Raw genomic sequence first — 15,497 nt, 5'->3', positions numbered from 1 at the left:
CCGGAAACCCCGACGTCGCCGCTTGTGACGTCACGTCGCGAGGGCTAGGACAAGACGACGAGCAGGTCAGCGAGGGTGCGATGGAAGAGCGGCGGCAGGACACGGCACGGCAGGCGGCGCTGAACTACCACGAATTTCCCCGCCCCGGTAAGCTCGAGATCCGGGCCACCAAGCCGCTGGCCAACGGCCGCGACCTGAGCCTCGCCTATTCGCCCGGCGTGGCCGAGGCCTGCCTGGAAATCAAGGCCGATCCGGCCACCGCGGCGCGCTATACGGCGCGGGGGAACCTTGTCGCCGTGGTCTCGAACGGCACCGCCGTCCTGGGGCTGGGCAACATCGGCGCCGCCGCATCCAAGCCGGTGATGGAAGGCAAGGCGGTCTTGTTCAAGAAATTCGCCAATATCGACTGTTTCGACATCGAGGTGAACGAGCCTGACCCCGAACGGCTGGCGCAGATCGTCTGCGCGCTGGAACCGACCTTCGGCGCGATCAACCTGGAAGACATCAAGGCGCCCGACTGCTTCATCGTCGAAAGGCTGTGCCGCGAGCGGATGAACATTCCGGTCTTCCACGACGACCAGCACGGCACCGCGATCGTGGTCGGCGCCGCCGCGACCAACGCGCTGCGGGTCACCGGGCGGCGGTTCGAGGAGATCAAGGTCGTCTCGACCGGCGGCGGGGCGGCGGGGATCGCCTGCCTCAACATGCTGCTGAAGCTGGGCGTGCGGCGCGAGAACGTGTGGCTGTGCGACATTCACGGGCTCGTCCACGAGGGGCGGGCCGAGGACATGACACCGCAAAAGGCCGCCTATGCGCAGGCGACCGACCTGCGCACGCTGGACCAGGTGATCGACGGCGCCGACCTGTTCCTGGGCCTGTCGGGGCCCGGCGTGCTGAAGCCCGAGATGGTCGCCCGCATGGCCGCCCGCCCCATCGTCTTCGCCTTGGCCAACCCGACGCCCGAGATCCTGCCCGAGGAGGTCCGCGCCGTCGCCCCCGACGCGATCATCGCCACCGGGCGCAGCGATTATCCCAACCAGGTCAACAACGTCCTGTGTTTCCCCTTCATCTTCCGCGGCGCGCTGGACGTTGGCGCGACCGAGATCAACGACGCCATGCAGTTGGCCTGCATCGACGGCATCGCCGCGCTGGCCCGCGCCACATCAAGCGCCGAGGCGGCGGCCGCCTATCGCGGCGAGCGGCTGTCCTTTGGCCCGGAATACCTGATCCCCAAGCCGTTCGATCCGCGGCTGATGGGCGTCGTCGCCACCGCCGTTGCCAAGGCGGCGATGGAATCGGGCGTCGCCACGCGGCCGCTGGACGACATCAACGCCTACAAGCGGGCGCTGGACGGGTCGGTCTTCCGCTCGGCCCTGATCATGCGGCCGGTCTTCGAGGCCTCGAAGCTGTCCAGCCGCCGGATCGTCTTTGCCGAGGGCGAAGACGAACGGGTGCTGCGCGCCGCCAACGCGATGCTCGAGGAAGGCGACGACGTGCCGATCCTGATCGGCCGTCCCGAGGTGATCGCCCGCCGCGCCGAACGCGCCGGGCTGCCGATCCGCCCCGAGGTCGATTTCGAGATCGTGAACCCCGAAAGCGACGCCCGCTATCGCGATTACTGGGAAACCTATGCCGGGCTGATGGCCCGGCGCGGCGTCACCCCCGACATCGCGCGGGCGATCATGCGCACCAACACCACCGCCATCGGCGCCATCATGGTCCACCGGACCGAGGCCGACAGCCTGATCTGCGGCTGCTTCGGGCAGTATTCCTGGCATCTGAAATATGTCCGCGAGATCCTCGCCCGCGGGGGGCTGCACCCGGTCGCGGCGCTGTCGATGCTGATCCAGGACCAGGGCGCGCTGTTCATTGCCGACACCCAGGTCCACCACGACCCGATCCCCGAGGAGGTCTATGAGACCGTCGTCGGCTGCGCCCGCCACGTGCGCCGCTTTGGCCTGACCCCGCGCATCGCGCTGTGCAGCCATTCGCAGTTCGGCAACCTCGACACGCCCTCGGGGCGCAAGATGCGCGAGGCGATGGACCTGCTGTTCGCGCGCGAGGCCGATTTCATCTTTGACGGCGAGATGCATGTCGATGCGGCGCTGGACCCCGAGGTGCGGGCCCGGCTGCTGCCGTCGTCCCGGCTGGGGGACGAGCCGGCGAACGTGCTTGTCTTTGCCGGGACCGACGCGGCCTCGGCGGTGCGCAACGTGCTGAAGACGCGCGCCGGGGGGCTCGAGGTCGGGCCGATCCTGATGGGGATGGGCAACAAGGCCCATATCGTGACGCCCTCGATCACCACGCGGGGGCTGCTGAACATCTCGGCCCTGGCGGGGACCCCGGTCGCGCATTACGGCTGAGGTCGGCGACCGCTGCGGCGGAGAGAGTTAGCGGCGGGCGCGCCCGACTGGCGGCTTGCTTCGGTGCGCACCGACCATCCGGTGCCGCGGCCAGATCGCGGGGCGCTACGGGTGGAAGCATTCGGCTGACCGCAGCGAATCGCAACCCCCTGTTTCCGCACGGCATCGGGAGACTTTTTGCAAACGGCCGCGTCGGCCGCCGCTATTTGGCAAACCGTTTCATTGCTTTGCAAACAGAACCCGACGGGCCCGCGATATATCCTGTCTTGGCCCGTGATGTTTCCGGTAACAAACTTGATCCGGGTCCGCGCCGTGCTTACCACCGTTCCATCATCGGCAGGGGAGGCCGGAATGACCTATCAGGACGTGTATGCGGCGTGGCAGAACGACCCCGAGGCGTTCTGGATGCAGGCGGCCAGCAGCATCGACTGGATCAGGCCGCCCAGCAAGGCGCTGTTCGACGACCGGGCGCCGCTCTACGAATGGTTCTCGGACGGGATCGTCAACGCCTGCTGGAACGCCGTGGACCGCCATGTCGAGGCCGGCCGCGGCGATCAGCTGGCGATCATCCACGACAGCCCCATCACCCATTCCTATCGCGGCATCACCTACAAGGACCTGCAGACCCGCGTGGCCAGCCTGGCCGGCGCGCTGCGCGCCAAGGGCATCGAGAATGGCGACCGGGTCATCATCTACATGCCGATGGTCCCCGAGGCATTGGAGGCGATGCTGGCCTGTTCGCGGCTGGGGGCGATCCATTCGGTCGTGTTCGGCGGCTTTGCGGCGAACGAACTCGCCGTGCGCATCGACGACTGCCAGCCCAAGGCGATCATCGCGGCGTCATGCGGGCTCGAACCCGGGCGGGTGGTGCATTACAAGCCGCTGCTGGACAAGGCCATCGAGCTGGCCTCGCACAAGCCCGATTTCTGCGTGATCTTCCAGCGCGAACAGGAGGTTGCCAAGCTGATCGAGGGCCGCGACGTGGCCTGGCACACCTTCCAGTACGGGGTCGAGCCGGCCGAATGCGTCCCGGTCGAGGGCAACCACCCGCACTATATCCTGTATACCTCGGGCACCACCGGCCAGCCCAAGGGCGTCGTGCGCCATACCGCGGGCCACATCGTCGCGCTGAACTGGACGATGAAGAACATCTACGGGATCGACCCCGGCGAGGTGTTCTGGGCCGCCTCGGACGTGGGCTGGGTCGTCGGCCACAGCTATATCTGCTATGGCCCGCTGCTGGCCGGGGCGACGACCATCGTGTTCGAGGGCAAGCCCGTCGGCACCCCCGACCCCGGCACCTTCGGACGGGTGATCCAGAACCACAAGGTCAAGACGTTCTTCACCGCGCCGACCGCGATCCGCGCCGTCAAGCGCGAGGACCCGGCGTGCGAATACATCCGCGTCTACAGCCTCAAGTCGCTCAAGGCGGTGTTCCTGGCCGGCGAACGCGCCGACCCCGAGACGGTGAAATGGGTCGAACAGCACCTGAACGTTCCGGTGATCGACCACTGGTGGCAGACCGAGACCGGCTGGGCCATCGCCGCCAACCCCTTCGGGATCGAGACCCTGCCGGTGAAACACGGCTCGCCATCGGTGCCGATGCCGGGCTATGACGTGCAGGTGCTGGACGAGGGCGGCAACCCGGTCCCGCCCGGCACGCTGGGCGCGGTCACCGTCAAGCTGCCCCTGCCCCCCGGCACCCTGCCGACGCTGTGGAACGCCGAGGACCGGTTCCGCAAGTCTTACCTCACCACCTTCCCCGGCTATTACGAGACCGGCGACGCCGGGATGCTGGACGAGGACGGCTATCTTTACATCATGGCCCGCACCGATGACGTCATCAACGTCGCCGGCCACCGCCTGTCCACCGGCGCGATGGAGGAGGTGCTGTCCGACCATCCCGCGGTCGCCGAGTGCGCGGTGATCGGGGTGGCCGACAGCCTGAAAGGGCAGACGCCGCTGGGTTTCCTCGTTCTCAAGAAGGGGATGGAGGACCAGGCAGAGGCGGTCCGCAAGGACGTGGTCAAGATGGTCCGCGACCGGATCGGCCCGGTCGCGGCCTTCAAGGAGGCGGTCGTGGTCGACCGGCTGCCCAAGACGCGGTCCGGCAAGATCCTGCGCGCGACGATGGTCAAGATCGCCGATGGCGAGGACTTCCGCATGCCCGCGACGATCGAGGATGCCGCCGTGCTGGACGAGATCCGCACGGCGCTGCAGGGTTCGGGCTACGCCGGGGGCTGAGCAGGGGGGCTCAGCCAGGCGGGACCGGACGGATGGGCGGGCCACCTGGCCCGCCCTTTCCGTTTCGCGCCCCGGCTTGCGGGCCGGTGGGAGGCCCCCTATCGAGGGCGTGGCGTCCCCGTCGGGACGCGACAGCCCGAGGACCGTCCATGACCGCCCAGGTGATCGTCGCGCTGGCGCCCGCCGCCCTGCTGATCGCCCTGGGCTGGGTGCTGCGGCACCGGCAGATGCTGCCGGACACGTTCTGGGGCCCGGCCGAGTGGCTCAGCTACCATGTCCTGCTGCCGGCGCTGTTCATCCACGGGCTGGCGACGGCGGACCTGGGCGCCGTGCCGGTCGGGGGCATGTTCGCCGTGCTGATCGGGTCGGTGATGCTGACCGCGGCGCTGACGGTCGCCGCGCGGCGGTGGTTTCCGGTGGACGACGCCGGCTTCACCTCGGTCTTTCAGGGGGCGATCCGGTTCAACAACTATGTCGGCGTGATGCTGGCGACCGGGCTTTACGGGGCCGAGGGCACGGCCCTGGCCGCGGTCGCCAACGCCGCCATCGTGCCCACGGTCAACGTCCTGTCGGTGCTGGTCTTCTCGCGCTATGGCGCGGCGCGGCCGAGTTGGGCCGGGGTGGTCCGGCAGGTGGCCACGAACCCGCTGGTGCTGGCCTGCGTGATCGGAGGGCTTCTGCAGGCCGGCGGGCTGGGGCTGCACCCGGCGCTTGCCGGCACGCTGCGCTCGCTGGGGCAGGCCTCGCTGGCGCTGGGGTTGCTGTGCGTCGGGGCAGCGCTGGACCTGGGGACCGTGCGCGGCGACGCCGGCGTGGCGCTGCGCGCGGCGGCGATCAAGTTCGCCGTGCTGCCCGCCGTGACGCTCGCCGGCTGCCTCGCGGCCGGGCTGTCGGGCCGGGCGGCGATGGTCGCGGTGCTGTTTCACGCCCTACCGACCGCCTCGTCCAGCTATATCCTGTCGCGGCAGATGGGCGGCGACGCGCGGCTGATGGCCTCGATCATCGCGCTGGAAACGCTGCTCGCCGCCGCCCTGATCCCGCTGGTGGCGCTGGTCGCGGTGCCGCTGCTGGGATAAGCCGCCGCGCCCGGTCGCTGCAGGGTTGCATTGCCCGCCCGCGCGGTTCGTGCGACGACAGCCTCGCCACCAAGCGGAGCGCTGCATGTCCCTGATCCTGTCCTGCGTCGTCGACCGCGACCCCCGATTCCTGATGCAGGCCTGGACGCTGCTGCTGTCGCTGCAGGATGCGGGCGTCCGGCCCGACGCCGACACCCGGATCGTCGTCCATGCCGCAGGCCAGGACCCCGCCGACCCCCGCTTTGACGTCCTGCGGGCGCTGGGGGCCGAAATCGCCCACATCGCCCCCTTCGGCGACGGGCCGGCGGCGTGGTCCAACAAGCTGCGGCAGCTGGAAAACCCCGATCTGCTGGCCGCGGACCGGGTGATCCTCTGCGACGCCGACCTGCTGATGCTGGCCGATCCGCGCGGCTTCTTCGACGCGGCGCCGGTGCGGGCGCGGATCGTCGACGGGCCGAACCCGCCGGAACCGATCCTGCGCGCGCTGTGGGATGCGGCCGGGATGGCCCTGCCCGACCTGGTGCCGATGCCGTTCTTTCCGGACGACCGGACCCATCCGGCGAACTGCAATGGCGGGCTGTACCTGTTCCAGCACGGCGCGGCCGCGACACTGGCCGAGCCCTGGGCGCGCTGGACCCGGTTCTGCCTGGATCGCGCGGCGCTGCTCGACCGCTGGGCGATGCATGCCGACCAGCTGGGCTTCGCGCTCGCCATGCAGGAGACCGGGCTGGCGCTGTCGCCGCTTGCGGCCGGGCAGAACCTGCCCACCCACCGCGACCCGGCCAGCTATGCGCTGATCGCGCCGGTCGAGCCGCAGGTCCTGCATTACCATGGCCATGTCGCCGCGGACGGCATGCCGGCGCCGACGCGGGTGGCGTGGATCGACCGGGCGCTGGTCCCGGCGGTGGCCCGGCTCAGGTCGCTGCGCCGCGGCGGCTTCGACAACCGCGCCTTCTGGGACAATCGCTATGCGACGAACCCGGAACTCGGCTCGGGGCTGGGGTCGCGGGGCGAGGTGCTGGCGATGAAGCAGGCGCTGCTGGCCCCGGTGCTGGCAGGCTATCGCGACCGCCCGGTGGTCGATATCGGCTGCGGCGACCTGGAAACGCTGCGGGGCTTTGACCTGAGCGACGTCACCGGCATCGACGGCTCTGCCGCGGCGCTGGAGATCGCGCGCGGCAAGCGGCCGGACTGGCGCTTCGTCCACGGCGACGCGGCGGCGGCCCAGCCCGGCATGGCGGACCTGGCGATCTGCCTCGACGTCGCGATCCACCAGCCCGATGCGGCGTCCTATCGCGCCCTGATCGACGGCGTCGTGGCGGCGTCTCGCGATGCGGTGCTGGTCAGCGGGTATGAGCGCCCGCCCGAGGGCGAGGGCATCGTCTTCTTCCACGACAAGCTGTCGCAGACGCTGGCCGCGCATCCCGACATCGCGCGGGTGAACCATCTGGGCAGCTGGCGCGACGTCGACCTGTTCCTGGCCGAGCGCCGTCCCGCCGCCGGCCGCAACCCCAGCGACATCGGCGCCGCGGGGCTGGCCTGGGGCATGGCCCACTGCGCGACCCCGAGGCTGCTGGCCGAGCTGGTGACGCTCAGCCGCCGGCAGCTGGGGTTCTTTCCGCAGACCATCATCCGCACGCTGGAATACCCCTGGATGGCGACGCGGATGCGCGGTTTCGCCGGCCGCCGGGTGCTGGACGTGGGGGCGGGCGTGTCGGTCATGCCGCTGTGGCTGGCCGAGCAGGGCGCGCAGGTGGTGACCTGCGATCCCCACGACATGATCCGCGATCCGGCCCACCGCAGCGGCTGGAACGAATGGGGATTTCTGGACTACGCGGCACTGGACCCGCGGATCGCCTCGCTGAACCTGCCGGTCGAGGCGGTCGAGGACCAGGAGGGGTTCGACGCGATCTATTCTGTCAGCGTCGTCGAACATATCCCGGCCGCGGCGCGCCGCGCGGCTCTGGCCCGGATCGCCAGGCTGCTGCGGCCGGGCGGGACGCTGCTGCTGACGGTCGATGTCGTGCCCGGCAGCGACGACCTGTGGCCGCTGGCCGAGGGCCGCGCGGTCGATCCCGATGCCGCCCACGGCACCACCGCCGATCTGCGCGCGGAGATCGAGGCGCAGGGCCTGCGGCTGGTCGAGATCACCGAACGCCGCGCGATCCCGGGCAGCCGCACCGATCTGTGGATGGCCACGGCGACCCGCTAGCCGATCTGCGCGCCCAGCCCCCGCATCAGCGGCAGGAAGTCCGGGAAGCTGGTGGCGATCGGCCCGCCATCATCGACGTCGACCGGCGCCTCGGACACCAGCCCGAGCACGAGAAAGCTCATCGCAATCCGGTGGTCCAAATGGGTGGCAACCGTCGCGCCGCCCGGGACCGAGGCCATGCCGTGGACGGTCATGCTGTCGCGGGTGTCCTCGACCGTCACGCCATTGGCGCGCAGGCCGTCGGCCATCGCGGCAATGCGGTCGCTTTCCTTGACCCGCAGCTCGGCGACCCCGTTCATCACCGTGGGGCCCTCGGCCAGCGCTGCAACCACCGACAGGATCGGGAACTCGTCGATCATGCTGGCCGCGCGCTCGGCCGGGACGGTCACGCCGCGCAGCGGGCCGTGGCGGACGGTCAGGTCGGCCACCGGCTCGCCGCCCTCGATACGGTCGTTGGTCCAGGTCAGGTCGGCGCCCATATCGGCCAGGGTGACGTAGAACCCGTCGCGGGTCGGGTTGCGGCTGACGCCGGGCACGGTGATCTCGGACCCCGGCACCAGCAGCGCCGCGGCGACCGGGAACGCGGCCGAGGACGGATCGCGCGGCACCGCCACCGGCTGCGCCTGCAGCTCGGGGCGGCCCTGCAGGGTGATGACGCGGCCCTCGTCGGTGATGTCGGTGCGGATCGTGGCGCCGAAGCCTGCGAGCATCCGCTCGGTATGGTCGCGGGTCGGTTCGGCCTCGATCACCACCGTCTCGCCGGGGGCGTTCAGCCCGGCCAGCAGCACCGCCGACTTGATCTGGGCGCTGGCGACGGGGGTGCGGTAGCGGACCGGGACCGGGTCGGCCGCGCCGCGGATGGTGACCGGCAGCAGCCCGCCCTCGCGGTCGGTGACCTGGGCGCCAAACTCGGCCAGCGGATCGGTGATCCGCCGCATCGGCCGGCGCGACAGGCTGGCATCGCCGGTGAAGGTCGCGGTGATGGGGGTGGTCGCCATCGCCCCCATGATCAGCCGCACCCCGGTCCCCGAGTTCCCGCAATCGATCACCCCCGCCGGCTCGGCAAAGCCGCCGACGCCGACGCCGTGGACGACCCATTCGCCCTCACCTACCCGATCCACCTGGGCGCCAAACGCCTGCATCGCCTTGCCGGTATCCAGCACATCCTGCCCTTCCAGCAGCCCGGTGATCCGGGTCTCGCCCACCGACAGCGCGCCCAGGATCAGGGCGCGGTGGCTGACCGACTTGTCGCCGGGCACCCGCGCCTCGCCTCTCAGCGGACCCGAGCGGCGGGCGGTCATCGGCTGGGGCGCGGCGGAATGGGACATGGCGGACTCCTTGGTTTGCGGCAGGCTTAGCGCGCCCGCCGCAGCAAGGCCACGCCCGTTCTTCTTTGCCGGAAATATCCCCGCCGGAGGCACCGGCGCGCCCGCGCCGGTCCAGCGTCGGCCCTATCGGCGAAACGTCGCGTAATGCGGCACCCGCCCCTCGCGCAGCGCCTTCTGCTCATAGCGGGTCGAGTGCCAGTCGTCCCAGGCCTCCGGCCCCTCATGGACAAGCGAGAAGCCCGCCCTGGGGACCTCCTCGAGCGTCTGGCGCATATAGTCCGGGATGTCGGTCGCCACCCGGAACTCGGCCCCGGGCGCCATCACCCGGTGCAGCGGGATCAGATGTTCCGGCGTCACGAAGCGGCGGCGGTGGTGGCGGGCCTTGGGCCACGGATCGGGATAGTTGAGGAACGCCCTTGCCACCGCGCCGTCCGGCAGCACGTCCATCAGATCGCGCGCATCTCCGGGATGGACCGAGACGTTCGACACCCCCGCCGCGCGGATCTTGCCCAGCAGCATGGCGACGCCGTTGATGAACGGCTCGCAGCCGATGATGCCGATCTGCGGATAGCGCGCCGCCATCGCCACCATGTGCTCGCCGCCGCCAAAGCCGATCTCCAGCCAGATCAGCCGGTCATCGCCAAAGATCGCCGCGGGGTCGATCGGGGTGCGATCGGGGTTGTCCTGCACGGTGATGCCGCGCGGGCGCAGCGTCCCGAGGTCGTCGGCGAGATAGCCCTTCTGGCTTTGCCGCAGCGTCTTGCCGTGGCGGCGGCCGTAGAAATTGCGGTGCGTCGGGTTGGGATCGAAATCGCTCATGCCGCGCGCGATGGCCCGAGAGACGGCGCAGGTCAAGGGCGACGGTGGCGACGGCAGCCGCCCGGGCGGCCTTGCCGAGGCCCGGCGGACTACCCCCCCGCAGGCGCCGCAGCCAGCGACAGGGCCAGCGCGAGGTCCTCGACCAGGTCCCGGCGCATGATCGCGGCACGGTCGCGGTCGGGCTGGCGCAGGATCGCCGAGGGGTGCCAGCTGGGCAGGACCGGCCCCGCCAGGGTCTGTTCGACCTGCCCGCGGCGGCGGGTCAGGTCCGCGCCGCTGCCGGTGAGCGCCAGCGCCGCCGTCGCCCCCAGCGCCACGGTCAGCCGGGGCCGCACCAGCTCGCGTTCAAGATCCAGCCACCAGCGGCAATGGCTCACCTCGTGCTGGTCCGGGCGCTGGTGGAGGCGGCGCTTGCCGCGGGGGACGAACTTGAAATGCTTCACGGCATTGGTCAGCCAGACCCGGTCGCGGGCGACACCGGCCTCGGCCATCGCGGCGTCCAGCACCTGCCCCGCCGGGCCGACGAAGGGGCGGCCCTGCAGGTCCTCGTGATCGCCCGGCTGCTCGCCGACCAGCATCAGCGCGGCCTGGGCCGGCCCCTCGCCGAACACCGCCTGGGTCGCCGTCTCGCACAGCCCGCAGCGCGTGCACAGCGCGCAGGCGGCGCGAGCTTCCTCCAGCGAGCCGATGCGCTCGGGCGCGCGCGGCATGGCGGCGCGGTAGCGGGCGGTGATCGCCGCGGCGCGGGCGGGGCTTTCGGTCGCGGCAGCGGCCGCCATCGCCTGGACCCGGCCTTCGGCGGCGGCGAGCATCGCCGGGATCTGCGCGGTCTCGGGCATGTTCTTCCAGTATTTGCGCGGCATGTGCAGGCGCATCGACCCCAGCTTGATCCGCGCCGGGTTGAAGATGTTGGCGAAATAGGTCGCCCACAGTTCCTCGGCAGCGTCGTCGGGCAGGTCGGGGCGCGGCGCGCCGGGGGCGAAGCTCAGCGCGCCGTCGGTCCACAGCGCCGACAGGTCGGGGGTGTGGATCGCCCAGTCCATGTCGGCAAAGCGGCGGGTGAAGAAGCCGGCATTCGCCTCGACGATCCGGTGTTCGGGTTCGAACCAGGCGGCAAAACGGCGCCGCGCGCCGGCCGAGGGCAATTCGCGGAACCGGACGAAGGCGCGCATCTTGTGGATGTCGCGGCGCACCGACTTTTCCAGCAGCCGCAAGCGTCGGACCAGCGGATCGGCGGCGTCGGCCAGCAGCCGTGGCCGCCGCTGCAGCCCGGTCAGCGCCTGATACAGCAGCGCCGGCGCCTCCGGATCGCGGTGCAGGATCACCGTTTCCGCAAGGTCCAGGAACGCCCGCGGCACCGCCGGCGGGTGGCCCGGACCGGGCGGCAGCGGATCGCTGCCGAACAGCCCTGCCCCCGCGTCGCCCAGGGTCCACTCGACCGCCTCGGGCGGGATGTCGTGGCCGGCCAGCGTGCGGGCGGCGTCGCGCCAGGCCTCGAACGTGCCGCGTTCCGGCAGGGCGATGCGGTGCATGGTCAGAACAGGCTCAGCTGTTCGGGCGGGGGCGCATAGCGGGCGCGCAGGTCGGCGCTGTCGGTCAGTGCGCCCGGCGACCAGCCCGGCACGGTGACGAAGGGCTGCGCCTTGGCCATCGGCGCCCCGATCCGCACCAGGTCGTCCCAGCCGAGGCATCGTTGCCGCCGCGCGGCGAGGATCCGGTCCACCGTGCGTGTCCCGAACCCCGGCACCCGCAGCAGAAGCTCACGCGGGGCGCGGTTCACGTCGACGGGAAACTGCGCGCGATGGCCCAGCGCCCAAGCCAGCTTGGGATCGATGGCCAGATCCAGCATGCCCTCGGGCGTGGCCGAGGCGATCTCGTCGGCCTCGAAGCCGTAGAACCGCATCAGCCAGTCGGCCTGGTACAGCCGGTGTTCCCGGATCAGCGGCGGCTTGACCAGGGGCAGCATCGCCGAGCTGTCGGGGATCGGCGAGAACGCCGAGTAATAGACCCGCTTGAGCCCATAGCCCGTATACAGCCGGGCCGAGGTCGACAGGATCGCCGCATCGCTGGCCCCGTCCGCGCCGACGATCATCTGCGTCGACTGTCCGGCCGGGGCGAAGCGCGCGGGCCGCTTGCCGGTATGGCTGCGATCGCGGCTCGCCTCGCGCGCGCCCCTGACGCGCGCCATCGCGGTGCGGATCGTTTCCGGCCGCTTTTCGGGGGCGAGACGGCGGATCGAGTCGTCCCGCGGCAGTTCGATGTTGATCGACAGCCGGTCGGCGTAAAGCCCCGCCTCGTCCAGCAATTCCGGCGCCGCGTCGGGGATGGTCTTGAGGTGGATATACCCCTTGAAGCCGTGATCCTGCCGCAGCGTGCGGGCAATCCGGACCATGTCGCCCATCGTCTGATCGGGACTGCGGATGATGCCCGAGCTGAGGAAGAGCCCCTCGATATAGTTGCGGCGATAGAATTCCAGCGTCAGCGAGACGACCTCCTCGACCGAGAACCGAGCCCGCTCGACATTCGAGCTGACCCGGTTCACGCAATAGGCGCAGTCGAAGATGCAGAAATTGGTCATCAGGATCTTGAGCAGGCTGATGCAGCGCCCGTCCGGGGTATAGGCGTGGCAGATGCCCGAGCCTTCGGTCGAGCCGATCCCGCCCCTGGCGGCATTGCGCTTGGTGGTGCCGCTGGACGCGCAGGAGGCGTCATATTTCGCGGCGTCCGACAGAATCGCGAGCTTGCGGGCGAGGTCCGGTTTCATGGGACAACTGTACGGGGAATGCCGGAACGATTCAAGAACATCATGTGCTGTCGTGCGGCTGCGGAGGCCGTCCGCGGCGCCGGCCGGGCTTGCGGCAGCAAGGCCCCGGTGACGCAAGCCGCCGGGCCCTGTGGCGGGCGGTGTCAGGCCAAAGCCTACCCCGCCGCGCGACGATCGTCGCCGGCAGCCATGAAGATACTCAGCCGGTCAGCAGCAGGGGGGCCAACAGCAACGATTTCAGGAGGATGCGGTGATATTGGCTCCGGCGGTAGGGATCGAACCTACGACCAATTGATTAACAGTCAACTGCTCTACCGCTGAGCTACGCCGGAACACGGGGGCGATGTAGCAGCGGATCTCGGGGGCGTCCAGAGGGCCGGCGGTGAAAATTTCATCCGGTCGTCACGTCCGGCGGTGCCAGCGACCTCTGCCAGCGTGCGTCTGCGGACAGAACGCCCAGCGGCGCGACGGCGCCCAGGTCGGACAGCGCGATCAGGTGTGTCAGCACGTTGCGGGTCGCAGCGGGCAGCAGCCCCGGGGCGATATCGTAGATACGGGCGGCAAGCTCGGCCGCGGTGCCGGGGGCCTCGTCCAGCGCCGACAGGATCTGCGTGCTGCGCAGGCGCCGGTGGGCGGCAAGCTCGGCCAAGCGCGGCAGGGGCGCGTCGATCGGATCGCCATGCGCGGGATACAGCACCGCGGGCGCAAGGCCAGCCAGGCGGTCGAGGCTGCGGAAATAGTCCACCAGGTCGCCGTCCGGGGGCGAGATGAGCGTGGTCGACCACCCCATCACCAGGTCGCCGCAGAACACCGCCTCGCCCAGCCGAAAGGCCAGGTGGCTTCCCATGTGGCCAGGGGTGTGCAGGGCCTCGATCTTCCAGCCCGCGCCGCTCAGCCGGTCGCCGTCCGCGAGGGTGACGTCGGGGATGAACGCGCGGTCGGCGCCCTCGCCGCCGGCGACCAGCCCGGTTTCGGCCAAACGCCGCATGATCGGGGACCGCCCGGCATCGGCAGGGCCGAAGCCGAAGACCGGCGCGCCGGTCGCCGCCGCCAGCCGGGGTACGCCGGCCGAGTGATCCAGATGCGGATGGGTCACGAGGATATGCGAGATCCGCCCCTCGGCCGCGTCCAGGATCGCCTGCACATGCGCGGGATCGTCGGGGCCGGGGTCGATGACGGCGACCTCGGATTCACCGATCAGAAAGCTGTTCGTGCCCGGCCCGGTCAGGGCCGAGGGGTTGTCTGCGCGGATCACGCGCACTTTCGCCGCCGTGTTCATGGGGCTAGGCTGGACCGGCTTCAGACGAGACGCAAGCAGCTGCAGGAGGGCGGCGCAGATGGAATGGGGCTGGCTCAAGCGCCTGATGCCGCGGGGGCTTTACGGGCGGGCGGCGCTGATCCTGTTCCTGCCGGTGGTGGTCGTCACCCTGGTCGTGACCGTCATGTTCCTGCAGCGCCATTTCGAGGACGTGACCCGGCAGATGGCGCGCTCGGCCTCGGCCGAGATCGCGCTGATCGCGGACCGCGTGGCCAGCCCCGACAGCGACGCGGCGGCGTTCGAGGCCGGGCGCGACATTGCCGTGCCGCTGGGGCTGACGCTGACCATGCCGCCCCCGGGGGACATCTCCGAACGCCGGCGGTTCTATGATTTCTCGGGGCGGATCGTGATTTCCGAACTGCACGCGGCGCTGCCGGCGGTCCAGGCGGTGGACCTGCAGGACCTGCGCCGGGTGCGGGTGCTGGTCGGCGGGGTGCGGCCCCTTGCGCTGGATTTTCCGCGCGGCCGGCTGACCGCCTCGAACCCGCACCAGCTGCTGGTGCTGATGATCGGGACCTCGCTGCTGATGACCGCCATCGCCGCGATCTTCCTGCGCAACCAGCTGCGGCCGATCCGCCGGCTGGCCGACGTGGCCGAGGCCTATGGGCGTGGCCAGATCCTGCCCTATCGCCCCGCCGGCGCCACCGAGGTGCGCAGCGCCGGCCGCGCTTTCGTCGAGATGCGCGGCCGGATCGAGCGCCAGAACGAGCAGCGCAAGGTGATGCTGTCGGGGATCAGCCACGACCTGCGGACGCCGCTGACCCGGCTGCGCCTGGGGCTGTCGATGCTGTCGCCCGACCTGCCCCCCGAGCGCGCCGAGATCGCCGACATGGAACGGGACGTGGCCGAGATGGGCGCGATGATCGACGCCTTCCTGGACCACGTGCGGGCCGAAACCCAGGAGGCCGGGGCCGAGCAGGTCGATATCCGCGGCTTCCTCGACGAGATCGTCGCCGATGCGCAGCGCGGCGGCCAGGACGTCGAACTGACCGCGTTTTCCCAGGACGGCGGCGACGCCACCGTCTGGCTGCGGCCGCAGGCGCTGCGCCGGGCGGTCGAGAACCTGGTCGGCAATGCCGTGCGCTATGGCACCCGCGCCGAGATCGACGCGGCGCTGACCGCCCGCGCGCTGCGGATCGCCGTCGAGGATGACGGCCCCGGCATCCCGGCAGAGCGGCGCGACGAGGCGCTGCGCCCATTCGTGCGGCTGGACGCGGCCCGCAACCAGGACCGCGGCCAGGGCACCGGGCTGGGTCTGGCCATCGCCGCCGACATCGCCCGCGCGCATGGCGGCCAGCTGCGGCTGGGCGACGGCGCGCGGCTGGGCGGGCTGCGGGCCGAGATCACGATTCCGCGCTGAGCCGGCCCTGCCC

The 15,497-nt window shown here is 70.8% G+C and carries 10 protein-coding genes and 1 tRNA gene; 5 read left to right on the top strand and 6 right to left on the bottom strand.

Features of this window, described 5'->3' with window-relative positions; all coding sequences use genetic code 11:
• The first annotated feature begins 80 nt into the window (after positions 1-80).
• From IC63_RS02870 to IC63_RS02855, 4 genes are all read left to right on the top strand, one after another.
• Complete coding sequence (locus tag IC63_RS02870) at positions 81-2,363, top strand: NADP-dependent malic enzyme (protein ID WP_036716759.1); 2,283 nt, start codon at positions 81-83, stop codon at positions 2,361-2,363.
• A gap of 351 nt (positions 2,364-2,714) precedes the next feature.
• Positions 2,715-4,607 carry a propionyl-CoA synthetase gene (locus IC63_RS02865; RefSeq protein ID WP_036716758.1) on the top strand — a complete coding sequence of 631 codons (1,893 nt, stop codon included), beginning with the start codon at positions 2,715-2,717 and terminating at the stop codon, positions 4,605-4,607.
• Between the two features lie 149 nt (positions 4,608-4,756).
• On the top strand, positions 4,757-5,683 hold the full coding sequence (locus IC63_RS02860) for an AEC family transporter (protein ID WP_036716757.1): 927 nt from the start codon (positions 4,757-4,759) through the stop codon (positions 5,681-5,683).
• Between the two features lie 85 nt (positions 5,684-5,768).
• Complete coding sequence (locus tag IC63_RS02855; RefSeq protein WP_036716755.1) at positions 5,769-7,895, top strand: class I SAM-dependent methyltransferase; 2,127 nt, start codon at positions 5,769-5,771, stop codon at positions 7,893-7,895.
• Here the strand turns inward: IC63_RS02855 and aroA are convergent.
• From aroA to IC63_RS02825, 6 genes are all read right to left on the bottom strand, one after another.
• Positions 7,892-9,223: a 3-phosphoshikimate 1-carboxyvinyltransferase gene (aroA, locus tag IC63_RS02850; RefSeq protein ID WP_036716752.1), complete on the bottom strand. Its 1,332-nt coding sequence runs from the start codon at positions 9,221-9,223 to the stop codon at positions 7,892-7,894. The genes IC63_RS02855 and aroA overlap by 4 nt on opposite strands.
• Before the next feature lie 123 nt (positions 9,224-9,346).
• Positions 9,347-10,042: a tRNA (guanine(46)-N(7))-methyltransferase TrmB gene (gene trmB, locus IC63_RS02845; RefSeq protein ID WP_036716750.1), complete on the bottom strand. Its 696-nt coding sequence runs from the start codon at positions 10,040-10,042 to the stop codon at positions 9,347-9,349.
• An 89-nt stretch (positions 10,043-10,131) separates the two neighbouring features.
• The gene (locus IC63_RS02840) at positions 10,132-11,574 is read right to left on the bottom strand and encodes a UdgX family uracil-DNA binding protein (protein WP_036716748.1); all 1,443 of its coding nucleotides are present in this window, start codon (positions 11,572-11,574) and stop codon (positions 10,132-10,134) included.
• 2 nt (positions 11,575-11,576) lie between these two features.
• A complete protein-coding gene (locus IC63_RS02835) occupies positions 11,577-12,806 on the bottom strand; it encodes a putative DNA modification/repair radical SAM protein (protein WP_036716746.1) in 1,230 nt (409 codons plus the stop codon).
• Between the two features lie 257 nt (positions 12,807-13,063).
• Positions 13,064-13,138, bottom strand: a tRNA-Asn gene (locus tag IC63_RS02830).
• A 59-nt stretch (positions 13,139-13,197) separates the two neighbouring features.
• Positions 13,198-14,061, bottom strand: coding sequence for an MBL fold metallo-hydrolase (locus tag IC63_RS02825; RefSeq protein WP_232222488.1), 864 nt, complete (start codon positions 14,059-14,061; stop codon positions 13,198-13,200).
• A gap of 82 nt (positions 14,062-14,143) precedes the next feature.
• Between IC63_RS02825 and IC63_RS02820 the strand changes: the two genes are divergently transcribed.
• On the top strand, positions 14,144-15,484 hold the full coding sequence (locus IC63_RS02820) for an ATP-binding protein (RefSeq protein WP_036716741.1): 1,341 nt from the start codon (positions 14,144-14,146) through the stop codon (positions 15,482-15,484).
• The last annotated feature ends 13 nt before the right edge of the window (positions 15,485-15,497 follow it).

It is taken from the genome of Paracoccus sphaerophysae, assembly GCF_000763805.1.
In the GTDB taxonomy this organism is placed as follows: Bacteria; Pseudomonadota; Alphaproteobacteria; order Rhodobacterales; family Rhodobacteraceae; genus Paracoccus; species Paracoccus sphaerophysae.
The sequence above is the reverse complement of the archived record's forward strand: the minus strand, read 5'-3'. Positions and strand labels throughout refer to the sequence as shown.

Bases quoted from the DNA above. Each gene is read 5' to 3' on its own strand.
- IC63_RS02870 (WP_036716759.1), top strand. From the start codon at position 81: ATGGAAGAGCGGCGGCAGGACACGGCACGGCAGGCGGCGCTGAACTAC.
- IC63_RS02865 (WP_036716758.1), top strand. From the start codon at position 2,715: ATGACCTATCAGGACGTGTATGCGGCGTGGCAGAACGACCCCGAGGCG.
- IC63_RS02860 (WP_036716757.1), top strand. From the start codon at position 4,757: ATGACCGCCCAGGTGATCGTCGCGCTGGCGCCCGCCGCCCTGCTGATC.
- IC63_RS02855 (WP_036716755.1), top strand. From the start codon at position 5,769: ATGTCCCTGATCCTGTCCTGCGTCGTCGACCGCGACCCCCGATTCCTG.
- aroA (WP_036716752.1), bottom strand. From the start codon at position 9,223: ATGTCCCATTCCGCCGCGCCCCAGCCGATGACCGCCCGCCGCTCGGGT.
- trmB (WP_036716750.1), bottom strand. From the start codon at position 10,042: ATGAGCGATTTCGATCCCAACCCGACGCACCGCAATTTCTACGGCCGC.
- IC63_RS02840 (WP_036716748.1), bottom strand. From the start codon at position 11,574: ATGCACCGCATCGCCCTGCCGGAACGCGGCACGTTCGAGGCCTGGCGC.
- IC63_RS02835 (WP_036716746.1), bottom strand. From the start codon at position 12,806: ATGAAACCGGACCTCGCCCGCAAGCTCGCGATTCTGTCGGACGCCGCG.
- IC63_RS02820 (WP_036716741.1), top strand. From the start codon at position 14,144: ATGGAATGGGGCTGGCTCAAGCGCCTGATGCCGCGGGGGCTTTACGGG.